Below are 16,751 nucleotides of genomic sequence, written 5' to 3'. Positions count from 1 at the left end.
TCTCCGCCGTCTCCGCCCGAGGGCTTCGGGCCGCCCCCGCCCACGACTTCGCGGACGGTCAGGGAGGCGGGCGCGCCTCCCCCGCCGTGTCGACGGCCCGCGGGACCGCCCCGCCGGGGAGGCTTCCCGCCGGAAGGCCGTGCCGATCGACGCCAGGGGGGCGACTCCTGATGTTCGACATACCGGGCGTAGTTCGAAATCGTGTCGCGAAGGCACGAAAGCGGCGTGGACGTGTCGAAGGCCGCTCCTCCGCGAGGTCTTCGGCGACGCGGAGCGCTGCCGGACGGCACTTCCACCAAGGAAAGGACCGATGGTGTTAACGCTCACAACTTTCGGATCGACGTCCCAAGTCAGAACGGCTGCATCGACACCGAGGGAGGCGAGCGGACGCTCCGATCTTGGGAACTTCCTGCGATCAAGAACGAGTAACGGCCGACGGACCCTTGAGTTACAACTCTGTTAGCGCTCACAATGTGTCGCGTTCGCCGACGCCGATCGTCGAGACCGGCGCTTTCCCTGCCTCCCTACGGCTCGACCACCTCCGCACGGCAGCTCTTTCGCGGAGCCCCCTCCTCGGGGCCCCGCCCGTCCGACGCACGTCCCGAGAGGAACCCCGACATGGCCCACAGAGCCCTCCGCGCCGTCGCCGCCGCCGTCCTGGCCGGCAGCGTGATGACCGCCTGCACCACCGAGCCCGCGTCCACCGGCAGCACCGGCGGCACCGGCAAGGGCTCCTCCGACGGCAAGCTGGTGCTCGGGTTCGCCCAGGTGGGAGCCGAGAGCGGATGGCGCACCGCCAACACCAAGTCCGTGCGCGACGCCGCCGAGAAGGCCGGCATCACGCTCAAGTTCTCCGACGCGCAGCAGAAGCAGGAGAACCAGATCAAGGCGATCCGCACCTTCATCCAGCAGAAGGTGGACGTCATCGCCTTCTCGCCGGTGGTGGAGTCCGGCTGGGACACCGTCCTGAAGGAGGCCAAGAACGCCGGCATCCCGGTGATCCTCACCGACCGCGCGGTCGACTCGAAGGACACGTCCCTGTACCAGACCTTCCTCGGCTCCGACTTCGTCAAGGAGGGCGAGGAGGCGGGCAAGTGGCTCGTGAAGGAGTACGAGAAGTCCTCCGACACTGTCAACGTGGTCGAGCTCCAGGGCACCACCGGCTCCGCACCTGCCAACGACCGCAAGGCGGGCTTCGCCGACGCCATCAAGGGCGACCCCAAGTTCAAGGTCGTCGCCTCCCAGACCGGGGACTTCACCCGCGCCAAGGGCAAGGAGGTCATGCAGGCCTTCCTCAAGTCCCACGAGGACATCGACGTCCTGTACGCCCACAACGACGACATGGCCCTCGGCGCCATCCAGGCCATCGAGGAGGCGGGCAAGAAGCCCGGCACCGACATCAAGGTGATCTCCGTCGACGGCATCAAGGACGCCTTCGTCGCCATGAAGGACAAGAAGATCAACGTGGTCGTCGAGTGCAACCCGCTCCTCGGCGACCAGCTCATGGAGCTCGTCAAGAAGGTCGCGGCGGGCGAGAGCGTCCCCCGGCGGGTCGAGGTCGAGGAGGGCGTCTTCACCCAGGACCAGGCCGAGGCCGCCCTGCCCGGCCGCCAGTACTGAACCACCGCCCGCACCGGACCGGGAGCGGCCCCCGCGCCGCCCCGGTCCCTCAGGAGAGGAGGGCGGATGACAGCCCCACCCACCCCCCGCACACCCACCCCCGCCGGCCGTCCGGTCCTGGAGGCCCGCGGCGTCCGCAAGGCGTTCCCCGGCGTCCTCGCCCTCGACGGCGTGGACCTCCGCCTCTTCCCCGGCGAGGTCCACGCGCTGATGGGCGAGAACGGCGCGGGCAAGTCGACCCTCATCAAGGTGCTCACCGGGGTCCACCCGCCCGACGCGGGAACGGTCACCGTCGACGGCACCCCCCGCCGGTTCGCCGAACCCCTGGAAGCCCAGCACGCCGGAATCAGCACGGTCTACCAGGAGGTGAACCTGTGCCCCAACCTCTCCGTCGCCGAGAACATCCTCGTCGGCCGTGAACCGCGGCGCTTCGGTCTCGTCCACTGGTCGGCCCTCCATCGCCGCGCCGCGCAGCTCATCACCGAACTGGAACTCGACCTCGACGTCCGCCGGCCGCTGAGCGCCCACTCCCTCGCCGTCCAGCAACTCGTCGCGATCGTCCGCGCCGTGGACGTCCGGGCGAAGGTGCTCGTCCTCGACGAACCCACCTCCAGCCTCGACCGCGACGAGGTCGCCCAGCTCTTCGCCCTGGTCCGCCGGCTCCGCGACCGGGGCGTCGCGATCCTCTTCGTCACCCACTTCCTCGACCAGGTCTTCGACCTGTGCGACCGGGTGACCGTCCTGCGCAACGGCCGCCTCGAAGGCGAGTACCGGATCGACGAACTGACCCCCGTCACCCTGGTCCACCGCATGGTCGGCAGCGAACTGAACACCCTCGACGAGCTGGCCGAGACCTCCCACACCGGCACCGCCGCCACCCCCGAGTCCGCGGAGACGCCCTTCCTCAGCGCCCGCGGGCTCGCCCGGACCGGCTCCATCCAGCCGTACGACCTGGACATCCACCGCGGCGAGGTGATCGGCCTGGCCGGACTCCTCGGATCCGGACGGACCGAGGCCGCCCGCCTGCTCTTCGGCGCCGACCACGCCGACGGCGGCGAACTGCGGATCCACGGCGAACGCGCCGCCCTGCGCTCCCCCCGCGCCGCCATCGCCCACAAGATCGCCTTCTGCTCGGAGAACCGCAAGGCGGAGGGCCTGATCGGCGAACTCACGGTCCGCGAGAACATCGTGCTCGCCCTCCAGGCCGCGCGCGGCTGGACCAGGCCCCTCTCCCGAGCCCGGCAGGACGAGATCGCCGCCCGCTGGATCGAGACCCTCGACATCCGCCCGGCCGCCCCCGAGGCCCAGGTCCGCAACCTCAGCGGAGGCAACCAGCAGAAGGTGCTCCTCGCCCGCTGGCTGCTCACCGACCCCGAGCTGCTGATCCTGGACGAGCCCACCCGGGGCATCGACATCGGTGCCAAGACGGAGATCCAGCGACTCGTCACCCGCCTGGCCGCGGAGGGCACCGCGGTCCTCTTCATCTCCGCCGAGCTGGAGGAGGTACTGCGGCTGAGCCACCGGGTCGGCGTGCTGCGCGACCACCGGCTCGTCGCCACCCTCCCCAACGACACGACCCTGACGCCCGACCGGATCCTGGGCGCCATCGCCACCGGAGCCACCTCATGACACCACTTGACGACACCGGCGCCGGGGGGCGTCCGGCCCGGACGCGCGGCGCGCGGCGGCTCACCGAGCACCGGCTGTTCTGGCCCGCCGCCGTGCTGGCCGTGCTGCTGCTGGGGAACCTCGCGCTCACCCACGACTTCTTCGCCGTACGCGTCCAGAACGGACACCTCTACGGCAGCCTGATCGACATCCTCCAGTTCGGCGCCCCCCTGATCCTGGTGTCCCTCGGGATGACGCTGGTCATCGCCACCCGGGGCATCGACCTCTCGGTCGGCTCGACGGTCGCCATCGCCGGAGCCCTCGCGTGCGAGCACATCGCCACCGCGAAGGACCCCGGAAGCCTCTCCACCGTCCTGACCGCGATCGCGCTCGCGGTCGGCGTGGCCGCCGCGATCGGCCTCCTCAACGGCTTCCTCGTCGCCCGGCTCGGCGTCCAGCCCATCGTCGCCACCCTGGTCCTCATGGTCGCCGGGCGCGGCGTGGCCCAGCTGATCACCGACGGCCAGATCATCAGCGTGTCCAGCAGCGCCTACAAGATGATCGGCGGCGGCTACTGGCTCACCCTCCCCTTCGCCGTCCTCCTCGCCGCGGTCCTCGTCGCCGTCACCTCCCTCGTCACCCGGCGCACCGCGCTCGGCATGCTCGTCGAATCGGTGGGCGGCAACCCGGTCGCGAGCCGGCTCGTCGGCATCCGGGCGGCCGGACTCCTCGTCATGGTCTACGTGGTGAGCGCCGTGTGCGCCGCGGTGGCCGGCCTGATGATCAGCTCCAACGTCTCCAGCGCCGACGGCAACAACGCGGGCCTGTGGATCGAACTCGACGCGATCCTCGCCGTGGTCATCGGCGGCACCGCCCTCACCGGCGGCCGCTTCTCCCTCGGCGGCACCGTCCTGGGCGCCCTCGTCATCCAGACCCTCTCCACCACGATCTACACCCTCGGCGTACCGCCGGAGACCACCCTCGTCTTCAAGGCCCTGGTCGTCATCGTCGTCTGCCTCGCCCAGTCGCCCGTGTTCCGCGCGCGACTCTCACGCCGTCGCCGCCCGGCCGCCCCCGACCCGGCCCCCGCGGCCGGCGACCCGGCGGCCCGCCGGCAGGAGGTCCACTCGTGAGCACCACCCTCACCAAGCCGCTCCAGCGCTTCTCCGCGCGCCACGCCGCCCGCCTGCCGCTCATGGTGACGGCCACGCTCCTGGTCGCGATGTTCTCGGTCGGCTCCTTGCAGTACGAAGGCTTCTTCTCCGCGCAGGTCCTGCTCAACGTCCTCATCGACAACGGCTTCCTGCTCGTCGTGGCGATCGGCACGACCTTCGTCATCCTCACCGGCGGCATCGACCTCTCGGTCGGCTCCATGGTGGCCCTGTCGACCATGCTGACCGCCTGGCTCGTCGAGCAGAACGGCCTCCCGCTCGCCGCGGCGGTGCCGGTGGTCCTGCTGGTGGGAGCGGGCGGCGGCGCCCTCATGGGGTGGGTGATCCACGCCTTCGAGATCCAGCCCTTCATCGTCACCCTCGCGGGCATGTTCCTCGCCCGCGGCCTCTGCTACATGATCAGCACCGAGTCCATCTCGATCACGGACCCGACAACCACGACGATCGCCCAGACCCGGGTGCTGCTGCCCGGCGGCCTGTTCGTCTCGCCCGCCGTGGTCATCGCCCTGGTCGTCCTGGCGCTCGCCTTCGTCGTCCTCCACCACACCCGCTTCGGCCGTACCGTCTACGCCCTCGGCGGCAACGAGTCCTCCGCCCGCCTCATGGGCCTGCCCGTGGGACGCACCAAGGTCATGGTGTACGCCGTGAGCGGCCTGTGCTCCGCCCTCGGCGGCCTGCTGCTGACCTTCTACATGCTGTCCGGCTACGCCCTCCACGCCGTCGGCATGGAACTCGACGCCATCGCGGCCGCGGTGATCGGCGGGACGCTGCTGACCGGCGGTTCCGGTTTCGTCCTGGGCACCGCGCTCGGCGTGACGGTCCTCGGCCTGATCCAGACGATCATCAGCTTCCAGGGCACGCTCAGCTCCTGGTGGACGCGCATCGTCATCGGCGGGCTGCTGTTCGTCTTCATCCTCCTCCAGCGGCTCTTCGGCGGATCCCGGACAGAGCACTGACCGACCACCAGAACGACCACGGCCGGGGAAGCGGGGCCTCGCGCCCCTCCCCGGCCGTGCCGCACTCCCGCGAAGGAACCCCCATGAACCCGTCCACCCGCCGGTCCTCCACCCCGCCCTCCTTCACCGGCGGTCCGCCGCTCCGCCTCCCCGCCACCGGTCCCGGGGAACGCTGGATCTTCGGCTTCCCCGGCGGCCTCACGGCGGAGGTGCACACCCTCGGCGCCCGCCTCCACGCCCTGTGGGCACCGGACCGGCACGGCATCCCGGCCGACGTCGTCCTCGCCCCGCGCGACCCGGCCCGCACCGCCGACACCGCCCGGTACTTCGGCTCCACCGTCGGCCGCTACGCCAACCGCATCGCCCGCGGCCGGTTCTCCCTGGACGGCGAGACGTACCGGCTGACCACCCAGGACGACGGCCACAGCCTGCACGGCGGGACCGACGGCTTCGACACCCGGCTCTGGGAGGCCGAGAGCGTCCACACCCCCGCCCTGACCGGCGTCCTCCTGCACCTCCGCAGCCCCGACGGCGACCAGGGCTTCCCGGGCGACCTCCACGTCACCGTCGGCGTCCTCATCGGCCGCGACAAGGAACTCACCTTCTCCTACTCGGCGTTCACCGACGCCCCCACCCCGGTCAACCTGACCAACCACGCCTACTTCAACCTGGAGGGCGAGGCGGCCGGCGACGTCCTCGGCCACGAACTGACCGTCGACGCCGACCGCTACACGCCCGTCGACGAGGACCTGATCCCCACCGGGGGCCACCGCCCCGTGACCGGCACCGCGTTCGACCTCCGCCGCCCGCTCGGCATCGCCGAGGCCCTGGCCCGCCCCGGCGCGGACGGCGGATACGACCACAACTTCGTCCTGCACGCGCGCGACGGCGAGGCACCGCGCCGGGCCGCCGTCCTGTACGCCCCCGCCACCGGCCGCCGTCTGGAGGTGCTGACCACCGAGCCCGGGCTCCAGGTCTACACCGGGGGCCAGTTCGACGGATCCGTCCTCGGCAAGAGCGGCACGCCCTACCGGGCGAGCGCCGGCGTCGCCCTGGAGACCCAGCACTTCCCCGACTCCCCGAACCGCCCCGACGACCCGTCCACCGTGCTGCGCCCCGGCGACGAGTACCGGTCGAGAACGGTCCTGCGGTTCGGCACGCGCGACTGACCGCGCACGGACACGACGGCCGTCCCCGCCGGCGGGGGACCGCGGGCACGGCCGCCGCGCGGAGCGGCGCCGGACGCCCGCCCCGCGCACCACCGGAACGGCGCCGTTCCGGTCGGGCCACCAGGGGTGCCGACGCCCCGGCCGAGCTGGATTGTTAGCGCTCACAAACGCGTGATACAAGAAGCGCTAAGGTTTTTCTCGCATCGACAAGCAGCCGCAAGCAGGGAGAAGGGAGGCGAACGTGGCGCAGCCCGCGGAAGACGTCCGCCCGCCGACGATGGCCGACGTCGCACGAGAGGCGGGGGTCTCCCACCAGACCGTCTCCCGGGTGCTGAGCGACCACCCCAACGTGCGCGCGGCCACCCGGGAGACGGTCACCCGGGCCATCGAGCGGCTGGGCTACCGCCGCAACTCCGCCGCGCGCGCCCTGGTGACGCGCCGGACGCGGACCCTGGGCGTCATCGCCGTCAACACCGCCCTGTACGGCCCCGCCAGCACCCTCACCGGCCTGGAGGAGGCGGCGCGGGAGGAGGGGTACCTCGTCTCGACCGTCAGCCTGCGCTCGGGCTCGGGGCAGGGGCTCAAGGACGCCATCGACCACCTCGCGGCCTGGGGCGTGGAGGGCGTCGTCGCCATCACCCCGCAGCGCTCGCACGTGCAGGCGCTCGCCGAGCTGGACGCGCCCTTCCCCGTGGTCACGGTGGAGGGCGGACACCGGCTGGACCTGCCCGGCGTCTCCCTCGACCAGGAGCTCGGCGCCCGCATGGTCACGGAGCACCTGCTCGCCGCCGGGCACGGGACCGTGTGGCACGTGGCGGGCCCGGAGGACTGGCTGGAGAGCGAGGCCCGTACGGCGGGCTGGCGCGCCGTCCTGGAGGAGAACGGCGTCCGGCCGCCCCGCGTGCTGACGGGCGACTGGAGCCCGCTGTCCGGGTACCGGGCGGGCCAGGAGCTCGCGGGACTCGCCCTGGCCCGCCGCGGGGAGACGCCGGTCACGGCCGTCTTCGTCGCCAACGACCAGATGGCCCTCGGCGTCCTGCGGGCGCTGCGCGAGGGCGGGATCCGCACCCCCGCGCAGGTGGCCGTCGCCGGCTTCGACGACATCCCGGAGGCCGAGTACTTCCCGCCGCCCCTGACGACGGTCCGCCAGGACTTCGCCGCCATCGGGCGCCGCAGCATCGGACTCCTGGTGGACCACATCGAGGGGCGCGCCCGGAAGGCCGAGCACCTGCTGGTGGAGCCACAGCTGATCATGCGCGCGAGCACGCGCCCCTCCGGCGAGGGCTGACGCGGCGGACGGCCCCGCCGCGCCCGGCCGTCGCCGTCCCCCCGCCGCCACCTCGTTCTCCGGGGCCCGGGGTCTCCGGAGTCCCCAGGGTCTCCGGCCGGTCCGTGCGCCGGCCCTTCGGCGTGCGCGGACGTACGCCGTCCTCCTCCGCCGCCCTGCTCCGGGCATCCGGGTGAGCGCTCACTTGGAGCCCCCGATTTCTCGCGAATGCTCCGACAGAACTGCCCGCGCCTCTTGTTCTCCTCAATTGTGAGCGTTAACAATCAGGGTGCTCCCCCTCGGTCCGCACCTCCTCCGCCCCCCTCACCCCGCCTCCGCCCTCACCCCGTCCCAGCCTCTGACGAGAGAGACCGCATCGTGACCCCACACCCCCTCCCCGATCCCGCGGCCCGGCACCACCCCGAGGCGTGCACCATCGGAGTCGACTTCGGCACCCTCTCGGGGCGCGCCGTCGTGGTCAGGGTCCGGGACGGCGCCGAACTCGGCTCGGCGGTCCACGAGTACCGCCACGCGGTCATCGAGGACCGCCTGCCCTCCACCGGCGCCCCCCTGCCCCCCGACTGGGCCCTCCAGCACCCCGAGGACTGGCGCGACGTCCTGCGCACCGCCGTCCCCGCGGCGCTCGCCGACGCCGGGACCGACCCGGTCCGTGTCATCGGCATCGCCACCGACTTCACCGCCTGCACGGTCCTGCCGACGACCCCGGACGGCACCCCGCTCGCCCTGACGCCCGAGTGGGCCGACCGCCCGCACGCCTGGCCCAAACTGTGGAAGCACCACGCGGCCCAGGAGCAGGCCGACCGCATCAACGCCCTCGCCCACGCCCGAGGCGAGAAGTGGATCGCACGGTACGGCGGCAAGATCTCCTCCGAATGGCAGTACGCCAAGGCCCTCCAGGTCCTGGAGGAGGACCCGGCCGTCTACGCCGCCTGCGCCCGCTGGATCGAGGCGGCCGACTGGATCGTCTGGCAGCTGACCGGCGCCGAGTCCCGCAACACCTGCACCGCCGGCTACAAGGGCATCCACCAGGACGGCGCCTACCCGTCGCCCGCCTTCCTCGCCGGACTCCACCCGGACTTCGCCGACTTCCCCGCCACGCGCCTGGAACACCCGCTGTCCCCCCTGGGTTCCCGTGTCGGCGGACTGAGCGCCGGGGCGGCGCGCTGGACGGGCCTGCCCGAGGGCATCGCGGTCGCCGCCGGCAACGTCGACGCCCACGTGGCCGCGCCCGCGGCGGGCGCCGTCGAGAACGGCCGGATGCTCGCCATTATGGGCACCTCCACCTGCCACGTCCTCAACGGCGCCGCCCTCGCCGAGGTCCCCGGCATCTGCGGGGTCGTCGACGGCGGCATCGTCGAGGGCTCCTACGGCTACGAGGCCGGCCAGAGCGCCGTCGGCGACATCTTCGCCTGGTGGCTCCGCCAGGGCGTCCCCGAGCACTACCGGGCCGAGGCGGAGGCGGCGGGCGAGGACCTGCACGAGCTCCTGACCCGCAAGGCCGCCGGGCAGCCCGTCGGCGCGCACGGCCTGGTCGCCCTGGACTGGATGAACGGCAACCGTTCCCCCCTGGTCGACCACCACCTCTCCGGCGTCGTCGCCGGCCTCACCCTCGACACCCGCCCGGAGGACGTCTACCGGGCCCTGCTCGAATCCACCGCCTACGGCACCCGGACGATCGTCGAGACCTTCGAGGAGGGCGGCGTCCCCGTCGAGGAGTTCATCGTCACCGGCGGCCTGAAGAAGAACGCGCTGCTCATGCAGATCTACGCCGACGTGCTCCGCCGCCCCGTCTCCCTCGGCACCTCCGAGCAGGGCCCGGCGCTCGGCTCGGCCATCCACGCCGCCGTCGCCGCGGGCGCCCACCCCGACGTCCGTACCGCCGCCGCCGTCATGGGAAGCGTCCGGCGCCACGCGTACCTGCCCGACCCCGCGCGTGCGGACGCCTACGACGAGCTCTTCGGCGAGTACCGCGCCCTGCACGAGCACTTCGGCACCGGCCCGGACCTCCTCCTGCACCGCCTGCGCCGCATCCGCAACACGGCACGCCTCGCCGCCGACGCCTGACAGACGACCCCTTCCCCCCCCCTCCCGACCGCCCGACTTCCCCGTCCGCACCTCCGAGGAGCACACCCGACATGACGCTCGCCCAGCCCGACCGCGAGATCTGGTTCCTCACCGGCAGCCAGGGCCTGTACGGTGACGACACCCTGGCCCAGGTCGCCGACCAGTCCCGCTCCATCTGCGACACCCTCGCCGGCCAGCCCCGGATGACCGTCCGCCTGGTGTGGAAGCCGGTCCTCACCGACGCCGCCGCCATCCGCAGGACGTGTCTGGAGGCCAACGCCGACGACCGCTGCGTCGGCCTGATCGCCTGGATGCACACCTTCTCCCCGGCCAAGATGTGGATCGCCGGTCTCGACGCCCTCGCCAAGCCGCTGCTGCACCTGCACACCCAGGCCAACCGCGCACTGCCCTGGTCCACCATCGACATGGACTTCATGAACCTGAACCAGGCCGCCCACGGCGACCGCGAGTTCGGCTTCGTCCAGACCCGCCTCGGCGTCCCGCGCAAGACCGTGGCCGGCCACGTCTCCACCCCCGACGTCGTCGACCGCATCGCCGGCTGGGCCCGCGCCGCCACCGGACGCGCCGAACTCACCACCCTCAAGCTCGCCCGCTTCGGCGACAACATGCGCGACGTCGCCGTCACCGAGGGCGACAAGGTCGAGGCCCAGCTCCGGTTCGGCGTCTCCGTCAACACCTACGGCGTCAACGACCTCGTCGCCGCCGTCGACGCCGCGGACGAGTCCACCGTCACCTCCCTCGTCAAGGAGTACCAGGACCTCTACGCCCTCGCCCCCGAGCTGCGGCCCGGCGGCGAGCGCCACGACTCCCTGCGCTACGCCGCCCGCATCGAGGCCGGCCTGCGCGCCTTCCTCACCGAAGGCGGCTTCCGCGCCTTCACCACCAACTTCGAGGACCTCGGCGGCCTGCGCCAGCTGCCCGGCCTCGCCGTGCAGCGCCTGATGGCCGACGGCTACGGCTTCGGCGGCGAAGGGGACTGGAAGACCTCCACCCTGCTGCGCACGCTCAAGGCCATGTCCCACGGGCTGCCCGGCGGCACCTCCTTCATGGAGGACTACACCTACGACCTGACGCCCGGTCAGGAGCTCATCCTCGGCGCCCACATGCTGGAGGTCTGCCCCTCGATCACGACGGCCAGGCCCTCCTGCGAGATCCACCCGCTGGGCATCGGCGGACGGGAGGACCCGGTCCGCCTCGTCTTCGACGCCGACCCCGGCCCGGCCGTCGTCGTCGGACTCGCCGACATGGGCGACCGGTTCCGCCTCGTCGCCAACCGCATCGACGTCGTCGCCCCGCCCGAGCCGCTGCCCGCGCTCCCCGTCGCCCGCGCCGTCTGGCGGCCCCGGCCCGACCTCCGTACCTCCACCGAGGCGTGGCTGACGGCCGGAGCCCCGCACCACACCGTCCTGACCACCGCGTTGGTCGGCGAGGAACTCGACGACCTCGCCGAGATGCTGCGGACCGAACTCGCCGTCATCGACGAGGACACCACCGTCCGGCGGTTCACCCGCGAGCTGCGCTGGAACCAGGCGTACCACCGTCTGGCGCAGAGCCTGTGACCGCGTCCACCGCCCCCGCGAGGAGGGAGCCCTCCGTGAGCAGCGTCGTCTCCGAGGAACTGCGCCGCGAGGTGCTGGAGGCCAACCTCCGCATCCCCCGCGCCGGGCTCGCCACCCTCACCTGGGGCAACGTGAGCGGCGTCGACCGGGAGGCCGGAGTCTTCGTCATCAAGCCCTCGGGCGTGGACTACGACGCCCTGACCGCAGAGGACCTGGTCGTCGTCTCGCTGGCCGACGGCAGCGTCGTGGAGGGCCGGCTGCGCCCGTCCACCGACACGGAGACGCACCGCAGCCTCTACCTCGCCTTCCCCTCGATCGGGGGCGTCACCCACACCCACTCCACCCACGCCGTCGCCTTCGCCCAGGCCCGGCGCCCGATACCCGTCCTCGGCACGACCCACGCGGACACCTTCAACGGCCCCGTCCCCGTCACCGCGGTCCTCACCCCCGAACAGTGCGCCAGGGACTACGAGTACAACACCGGCCAGGTCATCGTGGACCTCCTCGGCCGCGACGACGTCCGGGCCCGGGAGGTCCCCGGCGCCCTCGTCGCCCACCACGGCCCCTTCACCTGGGGTGCCACCGCCACCAAGTCCCTGGAACACGCCGTCATCTGCGAGGCGGTGGCCGAGATGGCCCTTCACACCCTCGCCCTGGGTCCGGCCGACCCCCCGCAGCACCTCCTGGACCGCCACTTCACCCGCAAGCACGGCCCGGACGCCTACTACGGCAACGCGCCCTCCGCCTGACCGCGAGGGTGCGGCCGCGGTGCCGCCCACCGCCCCGCGGGCCACGGGAGCCCGAGCGCCGACGACCGCCGGGCCTCCGTCCCGTGCCGCGTGCCGAGAGCACGACGCCCAGCACCGTTCACCTCAAGGAGAGCCGCCTTGCGTCCACGCAACCGCACCACCAGAAAGGCCGGTGCCGTCACCGGCGGTCTGCTCGCCACCTCACTGGCGGCCGGCCTCCTCACCCAGACCCCGGCGGCGGCGGACCCCGCCGTCACCGACTACACCCTCTCCGTCGACGCCGCCGGCACGGGACCGGCGATCGACCCCACCATGTACGGCGTCTTCTTCGAGGACATCAACAACGCGGCCGACGGCGGTCTCTACGCCGAGCTCGTACAGAACCGCTCCTTCGAGTTCAGCCCGGTCGACAACCGCTCCTACACCCCGCTGACCGCCTGGCAGCAGACCGCGTCCGGCGGTGCCACCGGCTCCCTCGCGGTCGTCGACGACGCCGAGCGGCTGAACGAGCGCAACCGCAACCACCTGCGCGTCGACCTCGCCGGCACGGGCGGCACCGCCGGCCGCTTCGGAATCGTCAACAGCGGCTACGGCGCGGGCATGGCGCTCAAGGAGGGCAGGCGGTACGACTTCTCGGTCTGGGCGCGCACGGACAACGCGGCCGGCACCCGCCTCGCGGCCGAACTGCGCACCTCCGACGGCACCGTCCTGACCGCGCCGCTGGGCGTCACCGTGCGCGGCGACCGGTGGACCAAGTACACCGGCACGCTCGTCCCCAAGACGACCACCACGGCGGGACGGCTCGCGGTGACGGCCGCCGGCTCCGGGACCCTCCGTCTCGACATGGTCTCGCTCTTCCCCCGGGACACCTACAAGGGCCGCGCGAACGGGCTGCGCAAGGACCTCGCCGAGAAGATCGCCGCCCTCGACCCCGGCTTCCTGCGCTTCCCGGGCGGCTGCCTGGTCAACACCGGCAGCCACGACGCCTACGAGGCCCCGGACTGGGAACGCCGCCGCTCCTACCAGTGGAAGGACACGATCGGCCCGGTCGAACAGCGGGCCGTCAACGCCAACTTCTGGGGCTACCACCAGAGCTACGGCCTCGGCTACTACGAGTACTTCCAGTTCGCCGAGGACATCGGCGCGATGCCGCTGCCCGTCGTGCCCGCCCTGGTCAACGGCTGCGGGGAGAACCGGGCCACCGACGACCCGGCCCTGCTCAAGCGGCACGTCCAGGACACCCTGGACCTCATCGAGTTCGCCAACGGCCCCGTCACCTCCACCTGGGGCCGCAAGCGCGCCGAGATGGGCCACCCCAAGCCCTTCGGCCTGACCCACCTGGCCGTGGGCAACGAGGAGAACCTGCCCGACGCCTTCTTCGCGCGCTTCACCGAGTTCCGCAAGGCGATCGCGGCCCGGCACCCCGAGGTCAAGGTCGTCTCCAACTCCGGCCCCGCCCCCGACGGCGCCACCTTCGAACGGCTGTGGGACCTCAACCGCCAGGCGGGCGTCGACATGGTCGACGAGCACTACTACAACGCCCCGCAGTGGTTCCTGGAGAACAACGACCGCTACGACTCCTACGACCGCAACGGCCCCGAGGTCTTCCTCGGCGAGTACGCCTCCCGCGACAACCGCTTCGCCAACGCCCTGTCCGAGGCGGCGTTCATGACCGGCCTGGAGCGCAACGCCGACGTCGTCAAGCTCGCCTCGTACGCTCCGCTGCTCGCCGACGTGGACAAGAACCAGTGGCGGCCCGACATGATCTGGTTCGACAACGACCGCTCCTGGGGCTCCACCAGCTACGAGGTCCAGAAGCTCTTCATGAACAACACCGGCGACCGGGTCGTGCCGAGCCGCGCCTCCACCACCCCGTCCGTCTCCGGCCCGATCACCGGCGCGGTCGGCCTGTCGACCTGGGCCACCAGCGCCGCCTACGACGACGTCGAGGTCACCGCGGCGGACGGCACCACCCTCCTGGAGGACGACTTCTCCGCCGGGGCCTCCAGGTGGACGCCGGCGGCCGGACGCGGCACCTGGACCGTCCAGGACGGGGCGTACGTCCAGACCGACGAGGCCGCCGAGGACACCCTGGTCACCGCCGGCGACCCGGGCTGGCAGGACTACGACCTGAAGGTCAAGGCCACGAAGAAGTCCGGCAAGGAAGGGTTCCTGGTCGCCTTCGGCGTCCGCGACACCGGAAACCACTACTGGTGGAACCTCGGAGGCTGGGGCAACACCCGCTCCGCCGTCGAGAAGGCCGTCGACGGGGGCAAGCAGACCCTGCTGGACAACCCCGCCACCATCGAGACGGGCCGCACCTACGACATCCGCGTCCAGGTGCGGGGCCGGCAGGTCACCCTCTACCTCGACGGGCAGAAGTGGGGTTCGTTCACCGACGACAAGGCCGCCGAGCCCTTCCGTCAGGTGGTGACCAGGGACAAGGACGATCTGATCGTCAAGGTCGTCAACGCCCAGGCCGCCGCGGCCCGTACGAGCATCGACCTCGGCACCTCCGCGGTCGCCCCGACGGCCCGGCTGACCACCCTCGAAGGCGCTCCGGACGCGGTGAACAGCGCCGACGCCCACCCCGTCCAGCCGCGAGAGTCGACGCTGAAGGGCATCGGGCGGACCTTCACCCACACCTTCCCCGCCCACTCGGTCACCTTCCTGCGAATCAGGAGCAGGTAGGAGAAACCGGCGGCGCGGCGCGCCGCCGGATAGGGCGACCGTCCTCTCCGGCCGCGGGCCGTCCCGTTCCACCGCTCGCACGCACGGAAGCCGTTCGCCATGTCGAACGCGCCTCTTCCGCCGGGTCGTCGAAGGAGCTTTCCCATGGATGCCGGGCGCCCAGTCCGCCGTTGGACGGCTGCACTTCTGGACGTCGGTGCCGCGGCCCTCGCCTGCCCGGCCGCGACGGCAGGCCGGTGCCCGCCCGCTGGCGGCGACCGCCCGGCTCCCCGCACCCCTGCCCCACGAAAGGAAGTCATGACCCCCACCCCTGACCACGTCGCCCGGTTCACCCTCGACCCGGCGTTCACCGTCGGTGAGGTGAACCCGCGTCTCTTCGGCTCGTTCGTCGAGCACCTCGGCCGCTGCGTCTACACCGGTGTCTTCGAGCCCGGCCATCCCTCGGCGGACGAGGCGGGCCTGCGCACCGACGTCCTCGACCTCGTCCGCGAACTCGGCGTCACGGCCATCCGCTACCCGGGAGGCAACTTCGTCTCCGGATACCGGTGGGAGGACTCCGTCGGCCCCGTCGAGGACCGGCCCCGCCGTCTCGACCTGGCCTGGCGTTCCACCGAGACCAACCGCTTCGGGCTCAGCGAGTTCATGGCGTTCCTGAAGAAGGTCGGCCCCGAGGCCGAGCCCATGATGGCCGTGAACCTCGGCACCCGGGGCGTGGCCGAGGCCCTCGAACTGCAGGAGTACGCCAACCACCCCGGCGGGACCGCCCTCTCCGACCTGCGGGTCGCCCACGGCGACAAGGAGCCGTTCGGCATCCGCCTGTGGTGCCTCGGCAACGAGATGGACGGCCCGTGGCAGACCGGCCACAAGACGGCGGAGGAGTACGGCCGGCTGGCGGCCGAGACCGCGCGCGCCATGCGCCAGATGGACCCGGGCCTCGAACTCGTCGCCTGCGGCTCCTCGAGCCAGGCCATGCCCACCTTCGCGGCCTGGGAGGCGAAGGTCCTGGAGGAGACGTACGACCTCGTCGATCACATCTCCCTGCACGCCTACTACGAGGAGAAGGACGGCGACCGCGACTCCTTCCTCGCCTCCGCCGTGGACATGGAGTCGTTCATCGAGAACGTGGTCGCCACCTGCGACCACATCGGAGCCCGGCTGAAGTCCAAGAAGAAGATCAACCTCTCCTTCGACGAGTGGAACGTCTGGTACCAGAGCCGCTTCGAGGCGGAGGCCGCCGAGAACCCGCTCGACTGGCCGGAGGCCCCCCGCCTCCTGGAGGACAGCTATTCCGTCACCGACGCCGTCGTCTTCGGCTCGCTGCTCATCGCCCTGCTGCGGCACGCCGACCGGGTCACGGTCGCCTGCCTCGCCCAGCTCGTCAACGTGATCGCCCCGATCATGACCGAGCCCGGCGGCCCGGCCTGGCGGCAGACCACCTTCCACCCCTTCGCCCAGGCCGCGCGCCACGGCCGCGGAGAGGTGCTCGACGTGCGGGTCGACTCGCCCACGTACCGGACCGCCGTCCACGGCGACGTGCCGCTGCTCCAGGCCACCGCGGTACGGGACCCGCGGACCGGCGCCGTCACGGTCTTCGCCGTCAACCGCTCGCAGGACCGCCCGCTGCCGCTGCGCGTCGCGCTGGGCGGCATGGACCTCGGCGAGATCGTCGAGCACACCGTCCTCTCCGACGCGGACCCGGACGCCCGCAACACCCTCGACGAGCCGGACCGCGTCACGCCCCACCCGGGCGAGGGAGCCGTGCTGGCCGGCTCCGCGCTGAGCGTCACGCTCGAACCGCTGTCCTGGACCATGATCCGCCTGGCCTGACGGGCCGCCCCGCAGGAAAGCCGCCTT

11 protein-coding genes are annotated in these 16,751 nt (G+C 72.2%); all 11 read left to right on the top strand.

All coding sequences use genetic code 11. The features are described from left to right. Window positions 1–618 precede the first annotated feature (618 nt). The 11 genes from IE326_RS21770 (at window position 619) to arfA (ending at window position 16,724) form a co-directional block, all read left to right on the top strand. A complete protein-coding gene (locus IE326_RS21770) occupies window positions 619–1,620 on the top strand; it encodes an ABC transporter substrate-binding protein (protein ID WP_150226431.1) in 1,002 nt (333 codons plus the stop codon). A gap of 66 nt (window positions 1,621–1,686) precedes the next feature. Continuing rightward, window positions 1,687–3,249: a sugar ABC transporter ATP-binding protein gene (locus tag IE326_RS21765; RefSeq protein ID WP_150226430.1), complete on the top strand. Its 1,563-nt coding sequence runs from the start codon at window positions 1,687–1,689 to the stop codon at window positions 3,247–3,249. Further along, the gene (locus tag IE326_RS21760; protein ID WP_150226429.1) at window positions 3,246–4,361 is read left to right on the top strand and encodes an ABC transporter permease; all 1,116 of its coding nucleotides are present in this window, start codon (window positions 3,246–3,248) and stop codon (window positions 4,359–4,361) included. The genes IE326_RS21765 and IE326_RS21760 overlap by 4 nt, the downstream gene beginning before the upstream one ends. After that, window positions 4,358–5,356, top strand: coding sequence for a galactofuranose ABC transporter, permease protein YjfF (yjfF, locus tag IE326_RS21755; protein WP_150226428.1), 999 nt, complete (start codon window positions 4,358–4,360; stop codon window positions 5,354–5,356). Before IE326_RS21760 ends, yjfF begins: the two co-directional genes overlap by 4 nt. Before the next feature lie 83 nt (window positions 5,357–5,439). Next, complete coding sequence (locus tag IE326_RS21750) at window positions 5,440–6,525, top strand: aldose epimerase family protein (RefSeq protein ID WP_190042700.1); 1,086 nt, start codon at window positions 5,440–5,442, stop codon at window positions 6,523–6,525. A 241-nt stretch (window positions 6,526–6,766) separates the two neighbouring features. Beyond that, a complete protein-coding gene (locus IE326_RS21745; protein WP_190042699.1) occupies window positions 6,767–7,813 on the top strand; it encodes a LacI family DNA-binding transcriptional regulator in 1,047 nt (348 codons plus the stop codon). 357 nt (window positions 7,814–8,170) lie between these two features. Next, the gene (araB, locus tag IE326_RS21740; protein ID WP_190042698.1) at window positions 8,171–9,877 is read left to right on the top strand and encodes a ribulokinase; all 1,707 of its coding nucleotides are present in this window, start codon (window positions 8,171–8,173) and stop codon (window positions 9,875–9,877) included. A 71-nt stretch (window positions 9,878–9,948) separates the two neighbouring features. After that, window positions 9,949–11,457, top strand: coding sequence for an L-arabinose isomerase (gene araA / locus IE326_RS21735; protein WP_190042697.1), 1,509 nt, complete (start codon window positions 9,949–9,951; stop codon window positions 11,455–11,457). A gap of 35 nt (window positions 11,458–11,492) precedes the next feature. After that, window positions 11,493–12,206 carry an L-ribulose-5-phosphate 4-epimerase AraD gene (gene araD / locus IE326_RS21730; RefSeq protein WP_229915555.1) on the top strand — a complete coding sequence of 238 codons (714 nt, stop codon included), beginning with the start codon at window positions 11,493–11,495 and terminating at the stop codon, window positions 12,204–12,206. A 138-nt stretch (window positions 12,207–12,344) separates the two neighbouring features. Next, window positions 12,345–14,897 carry an alpha-L-arabinofuranosidase family protein gene (locus IE326_RS21725; RefSeq protein WP_190042695.1) on the top strand — a complete coding sequence of 851 codons (2,553 nt, stop codon included), beginning with the start codon at window positions 12,345–12,347 and terminating at the stop codon, window positions 14,895–14,897. 297 nt (window positions 14,898–15,194) lie between these two features. Further along, on the top strand, window positions 15,195–16,724 hold the full coding sequence (gene arfA / locus IE326_RS21720) for an arabinosylfuranosidase ArfA (RefSeq protein WP_190042694.1): 1,530 nt from the start codon (window positions 15,195–15,197) through the stop codon (window positions 16,722–16,724). Window positions 16,725–16,751: the final 27 nt, after the last annotated feature.

This window comes from Streptomyces filamentosus (assembly GCF_014654895.1).
Classification (GTDB): domain Bacteria; phylum Actinomycetota; class Actinomycetes; order Streptomycetales; family Streptomycetaceae; genus Streptomyces; species Streptomyces filamentosus.
Note: the sequence above shows the minus strand (reverse complement) of the source record. Positions and strands in the feature narration are given on the sequence as shown.